We start from the raw sequence: 16,564 nt of genomic DNA on the forward strand, positions 1-16,564 counted from the left end.
GTATATACAAGGAAGATATTGAAACATTTAGATTAAATAAAAAGAAGATAAAAGAAACAATTAAAAGAATAAATAATTCTTCACGAGAAGGAATAAATAATATAACAATATTAAATATTGGAAAAGTAACGCCAATGTATAAGATATTAAAATCAATTAAATATGAAAATATAATTTAAAGTTTAAAAGTTTACGAAAGTCTTGATTTTAAACATTTTAGGGGGTTGTCTATAAAAATTAACCTACAATATCTTGACACTATCCACTTAAAATTAAGATTTGACTTATAGGCCAAAAAAGATTTATAATTTTAAAAAACTTAAATATTAAGTGCCTGGCACTTGAAGGAGTTGATGATATGAAAAAGAGGTTGTGGACTGGACTATTAAGTCTTATTATTTTTATTACTTTTAATGTAACTGCCTTTGCAGCGACGGTTGATGAGGTTAAGGAAATATTAAAATATTACTATGTCGATGATGTTCCACAAAGCGCATTAGAGGCAGATAATGTTTATGATGTAATAAAGGCTCTTAATGACCCTTATACTCAGTATTTTACTAAAGAAGAATTTAATGATTTTATAAACAGTGTAAACAATACCTTTTCAGGCATCGGAGTTCAAATCGAAAGGGTTGATGAAGGCATTAAGATAATGACAGTATTTGAAGGTTCACCTGCAAAGGAAGTGGGACTTAAAAGTGGGGATGTTATTATAGAAGCTGACGGGACAAGCCTTGCGGGCCTTCAGGTAGAAAACGCAGTAAAGCTAATAAGGGGTCCGGAAGGAACAGTAGTTAATTTAAAGGTAAAAAGAGGAACAGACGTTTTAGAGTTTTCAGTGACAAGAAGAAAAATAGTTCTTCCAACAGTTGAATTTAAAAGAATGCATAACTTTGGATATATAACTATTTCAAGCTTTGGTGAAGATACAGATTCTTTCTTTAGGAATTACGTAGAAAAAAATTCTGATTTAGATGGTTTTGTAATAGATTTAAGAAATAATCCAGGTGGATTTTTGGAAACTGCAAGGGTAATAGGTGGATATTTTGTTGGAAAGAGAAATATAGTTTTATTAAAGGGTAAAGACTACACAGAAGAATTAGAATCACAGGATAGTGAGATTTTTAACGGTAAAAGAGTTATTATCCTTGTTAATGAAAACAGTGCATCAGCCTCTGAAGTTTTAACAGGAGCAATTAGGGATTATAAAAGGGGGCTTATAGTAGGTAACAAAACCTTTGGAAAAGGAACAGTTCAAGGTTTTGTTCCCCTTTCCGATGGAGGAATGTTAAAACTTACGATACAAAAATTTTATTCTCCTCTTGACAAAGAAATCAATAAAGTAGGAATAACTCCAGACGTTCTTGTAAAGGATGCCGATATGCAGTTAAATATTGCTGCAATACTTATGGGAAAATCAAAAACTAATGATAAACGCGGCTTTGCTATGGTTAAAATTGATAACTATTACTATGAAATAAATAAAAGCCTCCTTAACAATAAAAAATATTATGATGCATTTATGTTCCTTTTAAATAATAATTATATTAAGGAATACTATGAAGGAACTTCAGATAAATATGTTAAAGTTGCAATGATAAAGCAAAATATAGAAAAACTGGCTACAAATAAAGCTTATATTGCAAAGGTTAAAACTAAAAAGGGCTATTCATATACTATAAAGTTTAGAGCCGTTTCAGTAATGAAGAAAGGAGCATAAACATGATTTTAAAGGCTATAATACTTGGCATAATAGAAGGTCTTACAGAGTTCTTGCCTATATCCTCAACAGGCCATCTTATAATCGCCAACAAATATATAAATTTTACAGGTGAGTTTGCAAATGTATTTGACGTTGTAATACAGGTTGGAGCAATACTTGCAGTTATATTTTATTTTTGGAATAAAATCTTCCCAAGCTTTGACGATAAAAAACAGGCTAAAAGGGTTTATTCCCTTTGGTTTAAGGTTGTAGTGGGATTTTTGCCTGCTGCAGTGTTAGGGTTTTTGTTTGAAGAAAAGATTGATCAATATCTATTTAATCCCACATCGGTTGCTATTGCCCTAATATTTGGTGCCATACTTCTTATTATTGCTGAAAATAGGCTAAAAAGGGTTAGAATAAATGATACGGATAAAATGGGATATACCGATGCTGCACTGGTTGGATTATTTCAATGCCTTGCCCTATGGCCGGGAATGTCAAGGTCAGCCTCAACGATAATAGGAGGTTTACTTATTGGGCTTTCCCGTGAGGTTTCGGCTGAGTTTTCCTTCTTCCTTGCAATTCCAACCCTTGTTGGGGCATCAGTTTTAAAGCTTTTAAAATCCAGCCTTGCCTTTAGCTCAATAGAATGGATAACCCTTTTTGTAGGAACTTTAGTATCCTTTATCGTAGCACTGCTTGTTATAAAGCTTTTTATGGGGTATATTAAAAAGAAGGATTTAAAGCCCTTTGCATATTATAGAATCATCCTTGCAATAATAGTTCTTATAGTTGAACTTTTGTAGCACTATATAGTGCTACTTTTTTATGTAAATATGACATAAATCACATAAATTTTTTAAAAAACTTATGTATAATCTACTTAGAATTTGAAGGGAGGTTTTATTATGATTAGAAAAATTGTTCACATAGACGAAGAAAAGTGCAATGGATGCGGACTTTGTATTCCAAACTGTGCAGAGGGAGCACTTCAAATCATTGACGGAAAGGCAAAGCTTGTTAAGGATAGCTTTTGTGATGGACTTGGAGCATGCCTTGGACACTGCCCACAGGGTGCTATAACGATTATAGAAAGGGAAGCCGATGAATTCGATGAAAAGGCGGTTGAAGAGCATCTAAGCAGAATGGAAAACGAAAATCACGGGAAAAACCAAAAGCCTGCTCATCATAATGCTCATCACCACATTGGGGGATGCCCTGGAAGCATGATGAGGCAGATAAATAGAGAGGTAAAGGATGAAAACGTAAAGGTAGCATCAAAGCTAAGACAATGGCCTGTGCAGCTTGCACTTGTGTCACCATCTGCACCGTATCTATATAGGTCAGACCTTTTAATCGCTGCAGATTGCACAGCCTATGCCTATGGCAACTTCCACAACGACTTTATAAAGGACAGAACTGTTGTTGTTGGGTGTCCAAAGCTTGATGATAACGACTACTATACAGAAAAGCTTACCGAGATTATTAAAAACAACGATTTAGAGTCAATTACAGTTGTTAAGATGGAGGTTCCATGCTGCAGCGGAATTGCTATGGCAGCAAGGATAGCAAGGGACAGGGCAGGCGTTAATATACCTGTTAAAGTTGTTACAATAAGCGTAGATGGTGAAATATTACAAAGGGAATATCTATAATTTTCTTTACAAATACCCCCAAGAGGGGTATAATTTTTTTGTTTAAAGAAGGATATGTAGCAAAAACTGGAAATGTCAAAATGTCAAAAAGTCAAGTGGCAGGCACTAAGGAGGGAGATTATGAACACTATACAATTGATTTCCATTGCAGTATTTTTAATTACTTTTGTCCTCATCGTTACAGAAAAAATAAACAGGACAGTTGCTGCTATGATTGGAGCTATGGTTCTTCTTATTATTAGAATAATAGATCAAGGTAATGCAACCGAATTTATAGATTATACCACCGTTGGGGTTTTAGTTGGAATGATGATTGTGGTTGCGATAATAAAAAGGACAGGACTTTTTCAATATCTTGCCATAAAGGCTGCTAAAATGGTTAAGGGGGATCCGATGAAGATTATTATCCTATTTGGTATCATGACGGCAGTTCTTTCAGCTTTTTTGGATAACGTTACAACCATCCTTCTTATGATTCCAGTGACATTAGTTATATCAAAATTATTAAAGCTAAGTCCCATACCCTTCATTATGTCGGAGGTTTTGGCTTCTAATATAGGTGGAACAGCAACCTTAATAGGTGACCCGCCAAACATCATGATAGGTTCAGAGGCAGGGCTTGGATTTATGGATTTTATTATTAATTTAACACCACCAATAATAGTTATTTTAATAGTCAGCGTATATATAATTAGAGCTATTTATAAAAAAGAACTTCATGTTGAAGATGAACTAAAAAGATATATAATGGAATTAGATGAAAAAACAGCAATTGTAGATAGAAAACTTCTTGTAAAGAGCCTTACTGTTTTATTTCTTATAATACTTGGATTTTTCCTCCATGAGCATTTAGGCTATGAATCTTCAACGGTTGCCCTATCAGGTGCTACAATTCTTCTTTTAATTAGTGGGATTGAAATCGATGAAATTTTAGTTGAAGTTGAGTGGCCAACTATATTTTTCTTTATATCGCTATTTATCATAGTTGGAACCCTTGAAAAGGTTGGAGTAATAGAAATGCTTGCAAAACTTGTAATTGAATTTACAAAAGGGAACTTAATATTTACGGGGCTTGTAATCCTTTGGGCATCGGCAATCCTATCAGCCTTCCTTGACAATATACCCTTTGTTGCAACAATGATACCTCTTATAAAGGGACTTGGGGCTATTGGAGGAATAAACATAACTCCTCTTTGGTGGGCACTTTCCCTTGGGGCATGCCTTGGAGGAAATGGAACATTAATTGGTGCCTCTGCCAATGTCGTTACTGCAGGAATTATGGAAAAGGAAGGCTATAAAATCACCTTTAAGGATTTTACTAAAATAGGTTTTCCACTTATGATTATTTCAATAATAATATCAACTGTCTATTTACTTTTATTCCAATTAAGATAGAAAAGAGGGTGTGGGTATGAAGGAGATTAATGTTAAAGAAACGATGCATGAGATGCTCCTAAGGCAAATGGGGGCAAATGTTGTCTGCTTTATTGGAAAGCAGTGCTTTGTGAAATTTAATATTGAAGGATATGAAATTAGCTATGCATATAACATAAATGCTAAGGAAAAATACTTTCTTCAAAGGGTAAAGCCGTATCCTATGATTGCAGGTGTTTTTGAAGATCTTAAGGATGTGGTTGAGATGATTGAAATAGACCTTGAACAGTTTAAAAATGTTATAAAAAGTGGAAAGTTTGAAAAGTTTTTAGAGCTGAATAAGAAGATTTTAGAAACGGCAAGAAATTTAGAGGATTTATTTTTCTATTATATTGTAGATGAAAAGATGTTTGATGATATAGACCATTGTATAGAAAGGGTTAGAGACAGAATAAAAAATAGTGCTACCGAGGACAAAAGGGTCTACTTCAAAAAGGATCCAGAAACTTTATAAAAGTATAGGATTTTTCCTATACTTTTTTTATATCTCAATAGTATAATAATACTAAGAGTTGTGTTGAGGGTGATAAGATGAAAAGGATGGAGGAATTTTTAAAAGATTTTAATAGATTAACAGAAGATTTTGATAAAATCAAGAAGGAGGAGCTTTTAGATAGAATTACAATTCTTTCAAAGGAGGCGGAGGATAATGCCTTATTTGAAGTTCATAAAGCTCTTTTGAATTTACTTGTTGATTTTGATATAGACAAAGCTAGTTTAGTCATTAAAGAATGCATAGATATTATTCAAAAATATTTTTTAAGGGAGGATGAATTTTTAATAATCACAGAAGATGAACCTTCCTTTAGTGAGCTTATAAAATCCCTTAAATTAGAGGGTTTTAAAGTTTCTATTAAAAACTATGATTTCGAAGTTGTTGATTATATTTATTCAAGAAGACCAGACGTTATATTAATCGATAATGATTTAAAAAGTCATGGGATTATTACTTTAAATATATTAAACGACGAAGAAATCCTAAAAAAGATGCCTGTTGTTGCCTTTGGTAAAGGTTCTAAAGAAGAAAAATTATATTTCTTAAGTTTAGGTGTAGTTGATTATATTGAAAAAAATTTTGATGTGGATGAGGTTTTGCTTAAACTTAAAAATATATATAGACTTTCTAACACCTATATTAAAAACAATATCTATGATGTGTTTACCGGAGTTTACTCAAGGTATCATGGCGATATAATTTCAAAAAAAGAATTTTTAAGGGTTAAAAATGCAGGGGATACCTTTTTATTCATGCTTCTTGATTTTGACAACATGGCTAAAATAAATTTATCCTTAGGAAAAAGTAAAGGAAATGATATTCTAAAGGAGAGTGCTCAGGTATTCAAAAAACTTACAGCAAATAGCGATATAATCTACAGGGTTCATGGCGATTCCTTTGCCTTTATGTTTTTTAACAGATCCCTTTTGGAAGTTCTAATGCTTGCCGATAAAATGCAGAGGGAGATAAGAAAACTTGGGGAAAAATATGGAGTAAACTTAACCTTCTCAGCAGGTATTGCAGAGTTTAGAAGGGATATGGAGGACATCGATGAGCTCTTTAGCCTTGCAGAAAAGGCCCTTATAAAGGCAAAACAAGAGGGCGGTGCAAGGGTATTAACATCAAAACAAATAGTAGAATATAATAAGAAAAGAATATTAATCGTTGATGATGATAGGATAATTTTATCTATATTGAATAAAAGATATAAAAATAAGGGTTACGATTGTTTGACTGCCCAAAATGGCGAAGAGGCTCTTGAAATATTTAATAACAATAAGGACATAGATCTTATAATTACTGATTTTTATATGCCTGGAATGAATGGCGATGAATTTACTAAGGAGATAAGGAAACTAAATAAAAACGTAAAAATTATAGTTTTATCGGGGCACAAATCAGAATCTCATGTCCAAAGGGCTTTAAATGCAGGTGCTGATGAATATGTGACAAAGCCTTTTTCACCCGTTGAGCTTGATATTAGAATAAAAAAATTAATAGGTTAGTGGTGATAGTGTGGAAAGATTTGTTATTTTATCGATAATTGTTTTCTCTATTTTTATTCTTATGCTTTATTTCTATCTACTTTTTGAAAAAATAATAGAGTTAATCAAATACAGACTAAGAAAGAAATACGAAGATCATATTTTTGATTTTGTTGATAACTTGGTTTTAAATCTCGAGGAGGGAATTGTAACTGAAAATCAAATTAAAGAAATAAAAAGAATAATAGATGATAAGATAAAGATGGATCTTTTCGAAGGAAGGATAATATATTATTTTAACATTTATAAAGGAGAAATTATTAAAAAGCTTATAAAGCTCGTAGAAGATATAGGAATCGTAGATATAGAATTACAAAACTTAAAATCCAAAAATATATATAAAGTTTCCCTAACCTTGAAAAAGCTTGGGGAGTTTAGAAGCAAAAGGGCAATAGAAGGAATTTTAGAAGCTTTAAAGATAGAATCTACGGATGTTAAATATAATGCTTTTTTGGCCCTTTCTAAAATAGGAGATGAAAAAGCTTTTATTAAAGCCTTTGAAAGTCTTAGTGGGAATATACTATTATCCGAAAGGAGCTTGATTGAGATAATAGATGATTTTGAAGGAGACAAGCAGTATGTTTATAAAAAGATGTTCAACTCAAAGGATAATTACCTTGCATCAATTTTTATAAAATCTGCTTCCAACTTTATGGACATTTCTTTAAATGAAATTGCAGTAAAGTTTTTAAAAGAGGACAACAAGGAAAAAAAGATTGCAGCGATAAAGCTTATTGGAAATACTGCGGATGTTAGATTTATTGATGAAATTATAAAATGCCTTGAGGATGAGACTTGGGAGGTTAGGGCAGTTGCTGCCAAGGTTCTAGAAAGATTTTCGGATGAGAGGGCAGTAATTCCACTGGTTAAGGCTTTATCCGATAAAGTGTGGTTTGTAAGATATAACGCAGCAATATCTCTTATTAAAATTCCCGGTGGTATTGACGCAATCGATGAGGTTATGAAGGGTGAAGATAGGTTTGCAAAGGACATAATACTATATGCAGCCCAACACATCGCAGGGGACGATAAAAATTATGAAAAAGAAAAGCTTGCAAACATCCTAGAAAAATATAAAGGGTGATGATAATGATTCGAGAGATAATTTTAAAATTTAATATTTTTATCATATATTATGTTATATCTATTAACTTTATATATTTTCTTCAACTTATTCTCTCAGCCTTTAGTTTATACAGATATATAAGAAAAATTCGCTATTCTGATTATCAAAATTATACAAAATCCTCCAATATGATTCCTATTTCTATACTAGTTCCTGCATATAACGAAGAGGAAACCATAGTAGATAATGTTAAAAGCCTTTTGTATCTTAACTATCCGGAGTTTGAAGTGGTTGTGATAAATGATGGTTCTAAGGATAATACTTTAGAAAAACTAATAGAATCCTTTGAACTTAAATTAATCGATCAGCCAGTAAGAACCCTTTTAAAAACACAAAAAATAAAGGGAGTATATAGAAATTTAGATATTCCTAATCTTGTGGTAGTAGATAAGGAAAATGGAGGAAAGGCAGATGCCCTAAATGCAGGAATAAATGTTTCAAGATATCCTGTATTTGCATCAATTGATGCAGATTCTATATTAGAAACCGACTCATTAGTCAGGGTTATAATGCCTTTTATAGAGGATAAGGAAACTGTTGCTGTTGGTGGAATAGTTAGAATTGCTAATGGTTCAAAAATTAGAAGGGGGCTTATACAAAAAGTTGATCTTCCAAAGAGTAGGATTGCCCTGTTTCAAATCATTGAATATTTAAGGGCCTTTTTAACAGGCAGGATGGGTTGGGATGCCCTAAATTCCCTCCTTATAGTTTCCGGTGCCTTTGGTGCCTTTAGAAAGGATGTGGCGATTGAAGTTGGAGGATATACAACAGGAACAATCGGAGAGGATATGGAGATTATCGTAAGGCTCCATAAGTTCATGAGAAAACAAAAAAGAAAGTATAAAATTAAATTTATTCCGGATCCGGTTTGCTGGACTCAGGCTCCAGAGAATTTAAGGGACCTTAAAAGCCAAAGGAGAAGATGGCAGATAGGTCTTATGGATTCCCTTTTTAGACATAAGGAAATGTTCTTTAATCCAAAATATGGTGTGATAGGCCTTTATGCATATCCTTACTTTTTCTTTTTTGAAATGTTAGGCCCTATAATTGAAGTTGTTGGATATATTTTAATTCCTCTTTCATATATTTTTGGAATTTTAAATGTAAGATATTTTATTTTATTCTTTGCAGCAGCTGTTCTTTATGGAATACTTTTATCTATTGGTGCTATATTGCTTGAGGAATATACCTTTAATAGATATCCTTATCTTAGCCAGGTTTTAAAGCTTACTTTATATGCAATTTTAGAAAACTTCGGTTACAGGCAGCTAACAAGTCTTTATAGATTTGAAGGAATATTTAAGTTTAGACGATTGAAGCATAGTTGGGGTAAAATAAAAAGAACTAGCTTTACTAAATCCGCATAAAAAGAAAACCTCTACGCAAAATAAGCGTGGAGGTGATTTTTTTGAAAAGGCTATTTAAGAGCTTAAGTATATTGTTAATTTTTCTTTCTTTGAGCCCGGCGGTTTTTGCAAAGGAAAAATCTTATCAGGATACAAGGACCTTTGAAAGGGAAGTTATAAGGCTTGTTAATGTTGAAAGGGCCAAAGTAGGTTTAAAGCCCTTAAGTGAAAATGTTAAGCTTAGTAAAGTTGCAAGGATAAAGTCGCAGGATATGATAAATAAAAAATATTTTTCCCACTATTCCCCAACCTATGGTTCACCCTTTGATATGATGAAAAAGTTTGGAATAAGATTTAGAGCTGCAGGTGAGAATATAGCGATGGGACAGAAAACTCCAAAGGAGGTTATGAATGCCTGGATGAATTCTGCTGGCCATAGAAGAAATATATTAAATCCTAATTTTACTCAAATTGGTGTTGGAGTTGCAAAAGACTCTAAAGGAAGGCTATACTGGACACAGATGTTTATAAGACCATAAGTCGCTATCGACGGATAGCGACCTTTTTGCATAAATTTTCCATAAATTTTTTACAAATTTTAGAAGGAAAATGAAAATTTTAGTAGAATTATAGATATTGACACGTTAAATAGGGGTGGGGGATATGTTTAACATATATCTTGAAGAACTTTTGGAGGCAATGCAAAATGTTTTTTTCTTCATAGATAATTTTTGGAATATTATTTACGTTTCTCGTAATATAAAAAAAATATTAGGATATACTCCATCAGATGTAGTAGGGAATAATATAGTCGACTATATTTATAAAGATGATTTGAAAAAAACTTTTTCTGAAATAATGTATGCTATTCAAACCCGTGAGAGCAAAAGGGTAGAGTGCAGGGTGAGGATAAAAACAGGGAATTTTGTGTGGGTGGAGGCAATCTTTAGTCCTTTTTTTGATCAAGAGGGAAACTTAAGCGGATTATATGGTGTTCTAAGGGATATAGAGGATAGAAAGAAAATAATAAAGGAAAAGGACAAAAACATAGAAAAATTTAAAGCCATCATCGAATCCACAAAGGGTGGAATTTGTGTTCATGACGATAAAAATATTTTAGAAATGAATAGCTTATTCAAAAAAATGTTTAGAATTGAAGGTGAACAATGTGCAGCAGAAAAAATATTAGATTTTACAAGGAATAATTTAAAGGATCCGGATACTTTTTTTAATAGATTAGAAGGTATATTTAAAAGTAAAGGGATAAGAAATGGAAGGCTTGAAACCAAGGATGGTAAAGTTTATGAATATTACACAAAGATGATTTATAAAGATAAACATGTTTACGGTAGAATATGGCAGATATTTGATGTAACTGCTCAAGTAAAATACGAAGAAAAATTAAAGAAAAAGGAGGAGCAGTATAGAAAGTTTTTTGAATTGATGCCGGACCCTATAATCGTCCATAAAAATGGACTTATATTATATGCTAACAGGGCAGCAGAAGAAATAGTAAAGGTTGAAAATCTTGTAGGTCGATCTATGTTGGACTTTTTGCACGATGATTTTAAGAAAATTGTAATGGAAAGGGTTAAGGAGACCTATGAAAATGGAGTAACCTTACCTTGGCTTGAAGAAAAAATAATAGATATGGATGGGAATATCATTGACGTTGAAGTTGCAGCAACACCTGTTGATTTGGATGGGGAGATTGTATCCTTAGTTGTAATAAGGGATTTGAGACAAAAGAAGGAACTTGAAAGGAACAGGATGATACTCAATGAGGCTATGGAGCTTGAAAGGGTAAGAAGTGAATTTTTTGCAAATATATCCCATGAGCTAAGAACACCCCTTAATGTAATATTGGGTGCTGTCCAGCTTATGCAAATCTATATAAATAATGAAGATATTAAAACCCAGGAGAAATTATCAAAGTATGTTAAGATGATGAAACAAAACTGCTATAGACTTTTACGCCTTGTAAATAATCTTATCGATATAACCAAAATTGATTCAGGCTATTTTGAAATTCATCCACAAAATGTGGATATAATAAAGCTTGCTGAAAACATTGTGTCATCAGTTGTGGATTATGTTGAAAGGTTCGGGCTAAAAATATTTTTTAAAACGGATCGAAAAGAAAGAGTAATAGCTGTGGATCCGGATAAAATAGAAAGGATACTTTTAAATCTTATATCAAACGCCATTAAGTTCACGGATGCAGGAGGCAGTATATTTGTAAATATAAGCAACGATGAGAAGTATGTTAAAATATCAGTTAAGGATACTGGAATTGGTATTCCAAAGGAGAAGTTAGGATTAATATTTGACAGGTTTAGACAGGTAGATAAATCCTTAAGCAGAAATCATGAGGGAAGCGGAATAGGTCTTTCCCTTGTTAAAGCTTTAGTTGAAATGCATGATGGAGAAATTGCTGCAACAAGTGAGGAAGGAGAGGGAAGCGAATTTACTGTAATTCTTCCTGCAAAGACTATAGAAACAAAAGATATAAGTTTAGTTGATAGAAGTATAACCAATGGTTATGTTGAAAGAATCAATATCGAGTTTTCAGATATTTATTCATAATCTGTAACCAAAATTCCCCCGATGCATATTATAAAAATATGCGGGGGGATTTTTTATGATATATGCAGTTATATTATCCGGTGGTTTAGGACTTAGGTTTTGGCCAAAATCAAGAAAAAATTTACCCAAACAGTTCCTCAAGGTCCTTGGCGAAAAGACGATGATAGAAAATACCGTTGAAAGAATATCCAACATAATCCCTAACGACAGGATATGTATTGTAACAAATAATATTTATGTCGATAAGATAAATGAAATTTTAAAAATTAAAAGCTCCAATATATTTAAAGAGCCCTTAAACAAAGAAACGGCATCATGCATAGGCCTTGCTGCAATAAAACTTTTAAAGAGGGACTTTGAAGCCACAATGGTTGTTCTGCCTTCCGACCACGTCATAGAAGGACAGGAGGAGTTTGAAAGGGCAATCGTAAAGGCGATAGATGTTGCACAGGATGGGGATTATCTTGTAACCTTTGGAATAAACCCCACAAGGCCGGAATCAGGCTACGGATATATAGAAGTTGGTGATACGATAGAGGAAGGAGTTTACAAGGTTAAACGCTTTATAGAAAAGCCAAACGTAGACGTTGCCGCATCTTTAATTGAAAAGGGAAATTTTCTATGGAACAGCGGTATGTTCGTATGGCGTGCAGACCCACGACTTACCAAAGTGCGATAAACTGGCTGTCATATTATGGATTAATATGCTTGTTTATTTGTATTTATATTATGGTAAAATTATATAAAAGGCACTTTTTTGGAGGGATATTATGAAAAGAAGAATCCCCTTGGGAATTAGCGATTTTAAAAGCCTAATAATAGATGGATATTATTTTGTAGATAAAAGCCTTTTTGTAAAGGAAATACTTGAAGATGGAGCTCAGGTTCTATTGTTTGCACGACCAAGGCGCTTTGGAAAAACTTTGAACATGAGTATGTTAAAATATTTTTTTGATATAAATGGCGACAATAAAAGTTTATTTGAAGGCTTAAAGATATATGAGCATAAGGATATCATGGAAAGGCAGGGGAAATACCCTGTAATATATTTAACCTTTAAGGATGAAAAGTATTCAAGGTGGGAGAGCACACTAAAGGGGCTCGAGATACTTGTAAGTAAACTTTATGAAGGCTTTAGCTATCTGCTTGATAGCAGCGAATTGTCGGAACATAACAAGGAGGAGATAAGAAAAATAATAAAAAGAGAAGTAGACGATGTAGAGCTTTCAAAGAGCCTTTTGAGTTTGAGCGAATTTTTATATAGGCACCATAAATCAAAGGTAGTAATTTTAATTGATGAATATGATGTTCCGATTCAAAATGGATATCTTAATGGATTTTATGATGGAATCATTGAATTTATGAGAAATTTTTTAAGTGGAGGGCTTAAGGACAATCCATACCTTGAAAAGGCGGTTATAACAGGGATATTGAGAATATCAAAGGAGAGCATTTTTTCAGGTCTTAACAATTTAAAGGTCAATACGATGCTAAATGACCAGTATAGCGAATACTTTGGATTTACTGAAAAGGAAGTAGAAAAAATTTTAGATTACTACAGCTTAGAATCAAAGATGGATGATATTAGAGGATGGTATAACGGGTATCTTTTTGGAAAGGATGTGATTTATAATCCTTGGTCTGTTTTATACTATACCTCTAATCACAATGAAGGCTTAAGACCCTATTGGATTAATACAAGCACAAACGACATTGTTAAAATGCTTCTAACAAAAGGTGGACAGGAGGTTAAAAAGGACCTTGAGGATTTGATAAAAGGTGAAAAAATATATAAAAGGATTGACGAGAATATCATTCTTCCTGATGTCGATAAAAGTTCTGAGAGCGTATGGAGCTTTCTTCTCTACAGCGGCTATCTGAAGATTTGCCAAAAATACCTTAAGGATGGGAAAATTTATTGCTACTTAGAGATTCCAAATTTAGAGGTTAAGTATCTTTATAAGGAAGTCATCTTATCTTGGATAACGGATAATATAAGCATAAATAAGTTTGAATTGATGCTAAATAGCCTTATTAATAAAGACATAGAAACATTTGAAGATATTTTAGGAGAATATGTTCTAAAGAGTGCAAGTTATTTTGACATAGAAGGCGAAAGCGAAAGGTTTTTCCATGCATTGGTCTTAGGAATGTTAATTTCAATGGAGGGAGATTATCATATAAAATCTAACAGGGAAAGCGGATTAGGAAGATATGATATAATGATGATTCCAAAGGATAAATCAAAACCAGGGATTGTAATTGAATTTAAGAAGGTAAACACAAGAAAAAAGGAAACCCTTGAAATGGCAGCAAAAAATGCACTAGAGCAGATAAAAAACAAAAACTATAGCAGTGAATTAATAGAATTAGGGATTAGTGATATTTTAGAACTGGCAATTGTGTTTGAGGGCAAAAAGGTTATGGTGGCTGTAGAATAATAAAAAATGTAAAGGGTGATGAATGTGAAAAATGTTACGATATAAGGATTACCTACAATGGGATGAAAAGCATAGATATGAATTAATAGAAGGAGTGCCTTATCTTTTAGCATCACCATCCGTTCTTCATCAAAGAGTTGTTGGGAATATATACTTTGCCCTTAAAAATTCAATAAAGGAATGTAGTGTTTTTGTTTCGCCATTAGATGTATTACTTGTAGAAAACAACGAGTCGGCAATGGACTCTAAAAATGTAGTTCAACCAGATGTCTTTGTTGTTTGTGATGAAAGTAAGATAAAAGAAAAATACTGCATCGGGGCTCCTGATATTATCGTTGAGGTTGTTTCACCTTCAACTGCAAGTAAAGATGCCATAGAAAAATTTAATCTCTATGAAAAGTTTAAGGTTAAGGAATACTGGATGGTAAGGCCAGAAGAAAAGACAGTAACGGTTTTTAGATTAGAAAACGATAGATATGGAAGACCAGATGTATATGATGAAAATGGAGAAATAATTTTATCAACTGGAAATACAAAAATTGAGGTTAAAAAAATATTTGAGTGATTGATACTGTGGGGTGATGGGGATGGGTAGGAAAATGCCGCCGATTATAAAGTTTTTTATTCTTTTACTTGTATTAAATATTTTAATTCTTGGTTTTAAGCTAACTTTGAAAAACACAACTCCAGAAAAGTGTATTAATAATGTAATCAAGGATGCTTTAGCAGGCAATATCTCACATTATCAAAACAAAGAAAAGCTTGTGAAGATAAAGGATGCTTTTGATGAACATAAAAAACAAGGGCTTTTATATGCATTTCATAATGTATCTTATGATAAAGATAAAAAAATATATGATGTTTTGATTGCCTTCAGGAATAATACTGGCGATATTGCTTTCGAAAAACGCATAGAAATTGCAATAAAATTAAAAGAAAGGATTTTGACTTACGAATTTGATGATGCTACTATAATCTATTCAAAATAAATTTATGGGTGAGGTTAAAATGGGAGAAAATAAGTTTATTATATGCAACCATTGTAAAAGATTTATTAATGATAAAAATGATTTAGTAGTAGCTTATGATTTCCTTGTTATGAATGCATACCACTCTGAATGTTTTGCTAGGAGAGCCAAAGAGAATTTCTTTTTAAGCAAAAAACCAGTTAATGGTTTAGTATCAAATATAGTTACGGTTTTATTTGGTATAGCAGGTTTGTCGGGATTATTTACGGATTTTTATGTTTTTACTGTCATGGCTATTCTACAATTGAGCATCAGGCTATATTCATGGTTAAAGTATGAAAGTATTCTTGAAGATTAGACAAATTTATGAAAATATTTTTGGAGTGAAGTTTATGATTCAAAGTAATTTACAAGAGGTAGAAAATATTCTCAAGGAGAATATCGATAAATTACTTTCCCAGTTTGACATAAAACTTATATATATTTTTGGCTCCTATGCAAAGGGAAACAATAAAAAGGATAGCGACCTTGATATTGCAGTTTTAATGGGTGCATATTCACCCTTCGATAAATTAAACTTGATAGGAGAGTTTATGGATATTTTTAAAAGGGACGATATCGACCTTGTTATATTAAACGATGCAAATGAGGTCTTAAAGTTTCAGGTAATAAAATACGGTAAAAATATCTATAAAATAAGCGAAGATGAAAGAGTCTTATTTGAAGCAAGGGCTATGGACGAATATATGGATATGGAGTTTTTCAGAAGAAGGCAAAAGGAAATAATGGACATGGTTTTTAAGGAAAAATGGGGTGATTTAAGTGACAAGAAATATAGTTGATTTGATAAATTTTAAAATTAGAGAGCTTCAGAAAAATTTATTGCATTTAAAGCAAGCATCCTTTGAGGTTAATAAAGAAAATCTTAAGGAAGATATTATAAGATATTGGGGAATTGAGAGGGGAATACACATATGTGTAGAATGCGTTCTTGACATTGCAAACATTATAATATCCTCTTTAGGCTTAGAAAGGCCAGACAGTTACAGGGAAACTATATTAACTTTATACAAACAAGGCGTTATCCCAGAGCAGTTTGCAAAACAAATTGTAGGAATGGCATCCTTTAGAAATATACTTGTTCACGACTATACAAGGGTTGATGAGGATATTATTCTTGATGTATTAAAAAATAGACTAGACGATTTTGCAGTGTTTGCACAATATATTACAAAATGGCTTGAAGAAAATCACTAAGGC

General features: G+C 32.5%; 17 protein-coding genes. All 17 read left to right on the top strand.

Features of this window, described 5'->3' with window-relative positions; translation table 11 throughout:
* Window positions 1-358 precede the first annotated feature (358 nt).
* The 17 genes from Q3V94_RS11785 to Q3V94_RS11865 all read left to right on the top strand — a co-directional run bounded on the left by Q3V94_RS11785 (window position 359) and on the right by Q3V94_RS11865 (window position 16,561).
* Window positions 359-1,723, top strand: coding sequence for a S41 family peptidase (locus tag Q3V94_RS11785; protein ID WP_303527960.1), 1,365 nt, complete (start codon window positions 359-361; stop codon window positions 1,721-1,723).
* Between the two features lie 2 nt (window positions 1,724-1,725).
* The gene (locus tag Q3V94_RS11790) at window positions 1,726-2,514 is read left to right on the top strand and encodes an undecaprenyl-diphosphate phosphatase (protein WP_303527962.1); all 789 of its coding nucleotides are present in this window, start codon (window positions 1,726-1,728) and stop codon (window positions 2,512-2,514) included.
* A 102-nt stretch (window positions 2,515-2,616) separates the two neighbouring features.
* Window positions 2,617-3,363, top strand: a complete 747-nt coding sequence (locus tag Q3V94_RS11795; protein ID WP_303527966.1) for an ATP-binding protein — start codon at window positions 2,617-2,619, stop codon at window positions 3,361-3,363.
* A 120-nt stretch (window positions 3,364-3,483) separates the two neighbouring features.
* The gene (locus Q3V94_RS11800; RefSeq protein ID WP_303527969.1) at window positions 3,484-4,758 is read left to right on the top strand and encodes an ArsB/NhaD family transporter; all 1,275 of its coding nucleotides are present in this window, start codon (window positions 3,484-3,486) and stop codon (window positions 4,756-4,758) included.
* Window positions 4,759-4,774: 16 nt separating this feature from the next.
* Window positions 4,775-5,251, top strand: a complete 477-nt coding sequence (locus Q3V94_RS11805) for a hypothetical protein (protein ID WP_008909771.1) — start codon at window positions 4,775-4,777, stop codon at window positions 5,249-5,251.
* A 77-nt stretch (window positions 5,252-5,328) separates the two neighbouring features.
* Complete coding sequence (locus Q3V94_RS11810) at window positions 5,329-6,798, top strand: response regulator (RefSeq protein WP_008909772.1); 1,470 nt, start codon at window positions 5,329-5,331, stop codon at window positions 6,796-6,798.
* A 10-nt stretch (window positions 6,799-6,808) separates the two neighbouring features.
* Complete coding sequence (locus Q3V94_RS11815) at window positions 6,809-7,921, top strand: HEAT repeat domain-containing protein (protein ID WP_008909773.1); 1,113 nt, start codon at window positions 6,809-6,811, stop codon at window positions 7,919-7,921.
* 5 nt (window positions 7,922-7,926) lie between these two features.
* Window positions 7,927-9,330 (top strand): glycosyltransferase, encoded by a 1,404-nt coding sequence (locus tag Q3V94_RS11820; protein WP_303527974.1) that lies wholly within the window; start codon window positions 7,927-7,929, stop codon window positions 9,328-9,330.
* 89 nt (window positions 9,331-9,419) lie between these two features.
* Window positions 9,420-9,848: a CAP domain-containing protein gene (locus Q3V94_RS11825; protein WP_341350040.1), complete on the top strand. Its 429-nt coding sequence runs from the start codon at window positions 9,420-9,422 to the stop codon at window positions 9,846-9,848.
* A gap of 124 nt (window positions 9,849-9,972) precedes the next feature.
* Window positions 9,973-11,895: a PAS domain S-box protein gene (locus Q3V94_RS11830; RefSeq protein WP_303527976.1), complete on the top strand. Its 1,923-nt coding sequence runs from the start codon at window positions 9,973-9,975 to the stop codon at window positions 11,893-11,895.
* Between the two features lie 55 nt (window positions 11,896-11,950).
* Window positions 11,951-12,574: a mannose-1-phosphate guanylyltransferase gene (locus Q3V94_RS11835; RefSeq protein WP_008908773.1), complete on the top strand. Its 624-nt coding sequence runs from the start codon at window positions 11,951-11,953 to the stop codon at window positions 12,572-12,574.
* Between the two features lie 91 nt (window positions 12,575-12,665).
* Entirely contained in the window at window positions 12,666-14,336 is a 1,671-nt protein-coding gene (locus Q3V94_RS11840) for an AAA family ATPase (RefSeq protein WP_303527978.1), read from the top strand.
* 31 nt (window positions 14,337-14,367) lie between these two features.
* Window positions 14,368-14,901: a Uma2 family endonuclease gene (locus Q3V94_RS11845; RefSeq protein WP_303527980.1), complete on the top strand. Its 534-nt coding sequence runs from the start codon at window positions 14,368-14,370 to the stop codon at window positions 14,899-14,901.
* A 22-nt stretch (window positions 14,902-14,923) separates the two neighbouring features.
* Window positions 14,924-15,325 (top strand): hypothetical protein, encoded by a 402-nt coding sequence (locus tag Q3V94_RS11850; RefSeq protein ID WP_303527982.1) that lies wholly within the window; start codon window positions 14,924-14,926, stop codon window positions 15,323-15,325.
* Between the two features lie 4 nt (window positions 15,326-15,329).
* On the top strand, window positions 15,330-15,662 hold the full coding sequence (locus Q3V94_RS11855; RefSeq protein ID WP_303527984.1) for a hypothetical protein: 333 nt from the start codon (window positions 15,330-15,332) through the stop codon (window positions 15,660-15,662).
* 34 nt (window positions 15,663-15,696) lie between these two features.
* A complete protein-coding gene (locus Q3V94_RS11860) occupies window positions 15,697-16,146 on the top strand; it encodes a nucleotidyltransferase domain-containing protein (RefSeq protein WP_303527986.1) in 450 nt (149 codons plus the stop codon).
* A complete protein-coding gene (locus tag Q3V94_RS11865) occupies window positions 16,127-16,561 on the top strand; it encodes a DUF86 domain-containing protein (RefSeq protein WP_303527987.1) in 435 nt (144 codons plus the stop codon). The genes Q3V94_RS11860 and Q3V94_RS11865 overlap by 20 nt, the downstream gene beginning before the upstream one ends.
* The last annotated feature ends 3 nt before the right edge of the window (window positions 16,562-16,564 follow it).

This window comes from Caloramator sp. CAR-1, from assembly GCF_030546345.1.
Lineage (GTDB): Bacteria > Bacillota > Clostridia > Clostridiales > Caloramatoraceae > Caloramator > Caloramator australicus.

Bases quoted from the DNA above. Each gene is read 5' to 3' on its own strand.
- Q3V94_RS11840 (WP_303527978.1), top strand. From the start codon at position 12,666: ATGAAAAGAAGAATCCCCTTGGGAATTAGCGATTTTAAAAGCCTAATA.
- Q3V94_RS11860 (WP_303527986.1), top strand. From the start codon at position 15,697: ATGATTCAAAGTAATTTACAAGAGGTAGAAAATATTCTCAAGGAGAAT.
- Q3V94_RS11785 (WP_303527960.1), top strand. From the start codon at position 359: ATGAAAAAGAGGTTGTGGACTGGACTATTAAGTCTTATTATTTTTATT.
- Q3V94_RS11855 (WP_303527984.1), top strand. From the start codon at position 15,330: ATGGGTGAGGTTAAAATGGGAGAAAATAAGTTTATTATATGCAACCAT.
- Q3V94_RS11790 (WP_303527962.1), top strand. From the start codon at position 1,726: ATGATTTTAAAGGCTATAATACTTGGCATAATAGAAGGTCTTACAGAG.
- Q3V94_RS11805 (WP_008909771.1), top strand. From the start codon at position 4,775: ATGAAGGAGATTAATGTTAAAGAAACGATGCATGAGATGCTCCTAAGG.
- Q3V94_RS11845 (WP_303527980.1), top strand. From the start codon at position 14,368: ATGTTACGATATAAGGATTACCTACAATGGGATGAAAAGCATAGATAT.
- Q3V94_RS11850 (WP_303527982.1), top strand. From the start codon at position 14,924: ATGGGTAGGAAAATGCCGCCGATTATAAAGTTTTTTATTCTTTTACTT.
- Q3V94_RS11795 (WP_303527966.1), top strand. From the start codon at position 2,617: ATGATTAGAAAAATTGTTCACATAGACGAAGAAAAGTGCAATGGATGC.
- Q3V94_RS11835 (WP_008908773.1), top strand. From the start codon at position 11,951: ATGATATATGCAGTTATATTATCCGGTGGTTTAGGACTTAGGTTTTGG.
- Q3V94_RS11820 (WP_303527974.1), top strand. From the start codon at position 7,927: ATGATTCGAGAGATAATTTTAAAATTTAATATTTTTATCATATATTAT.
- Q3V94_RS11830 (WP_303527976.1), top strand. From the start codon at position 9,973: ATGTTTAACATATATCTTGAAGAACTTTTGGAGGCAATGCAAAATGTT.
- Q3V94_RS11800 (WP_303527969.1), top strand. From the start codon at position 3,484: ATGAACACTATACAATTGATTTCCATTGCAGTATTTTTAATTACTTTT.
- Q3V94_RS11810 (WP_008909772.1), top strand. From the start codon at position 5,329: ATGAAAAGGATGGAGGAATTTTTAAAAGATTTTAATAGATTAACAGAA.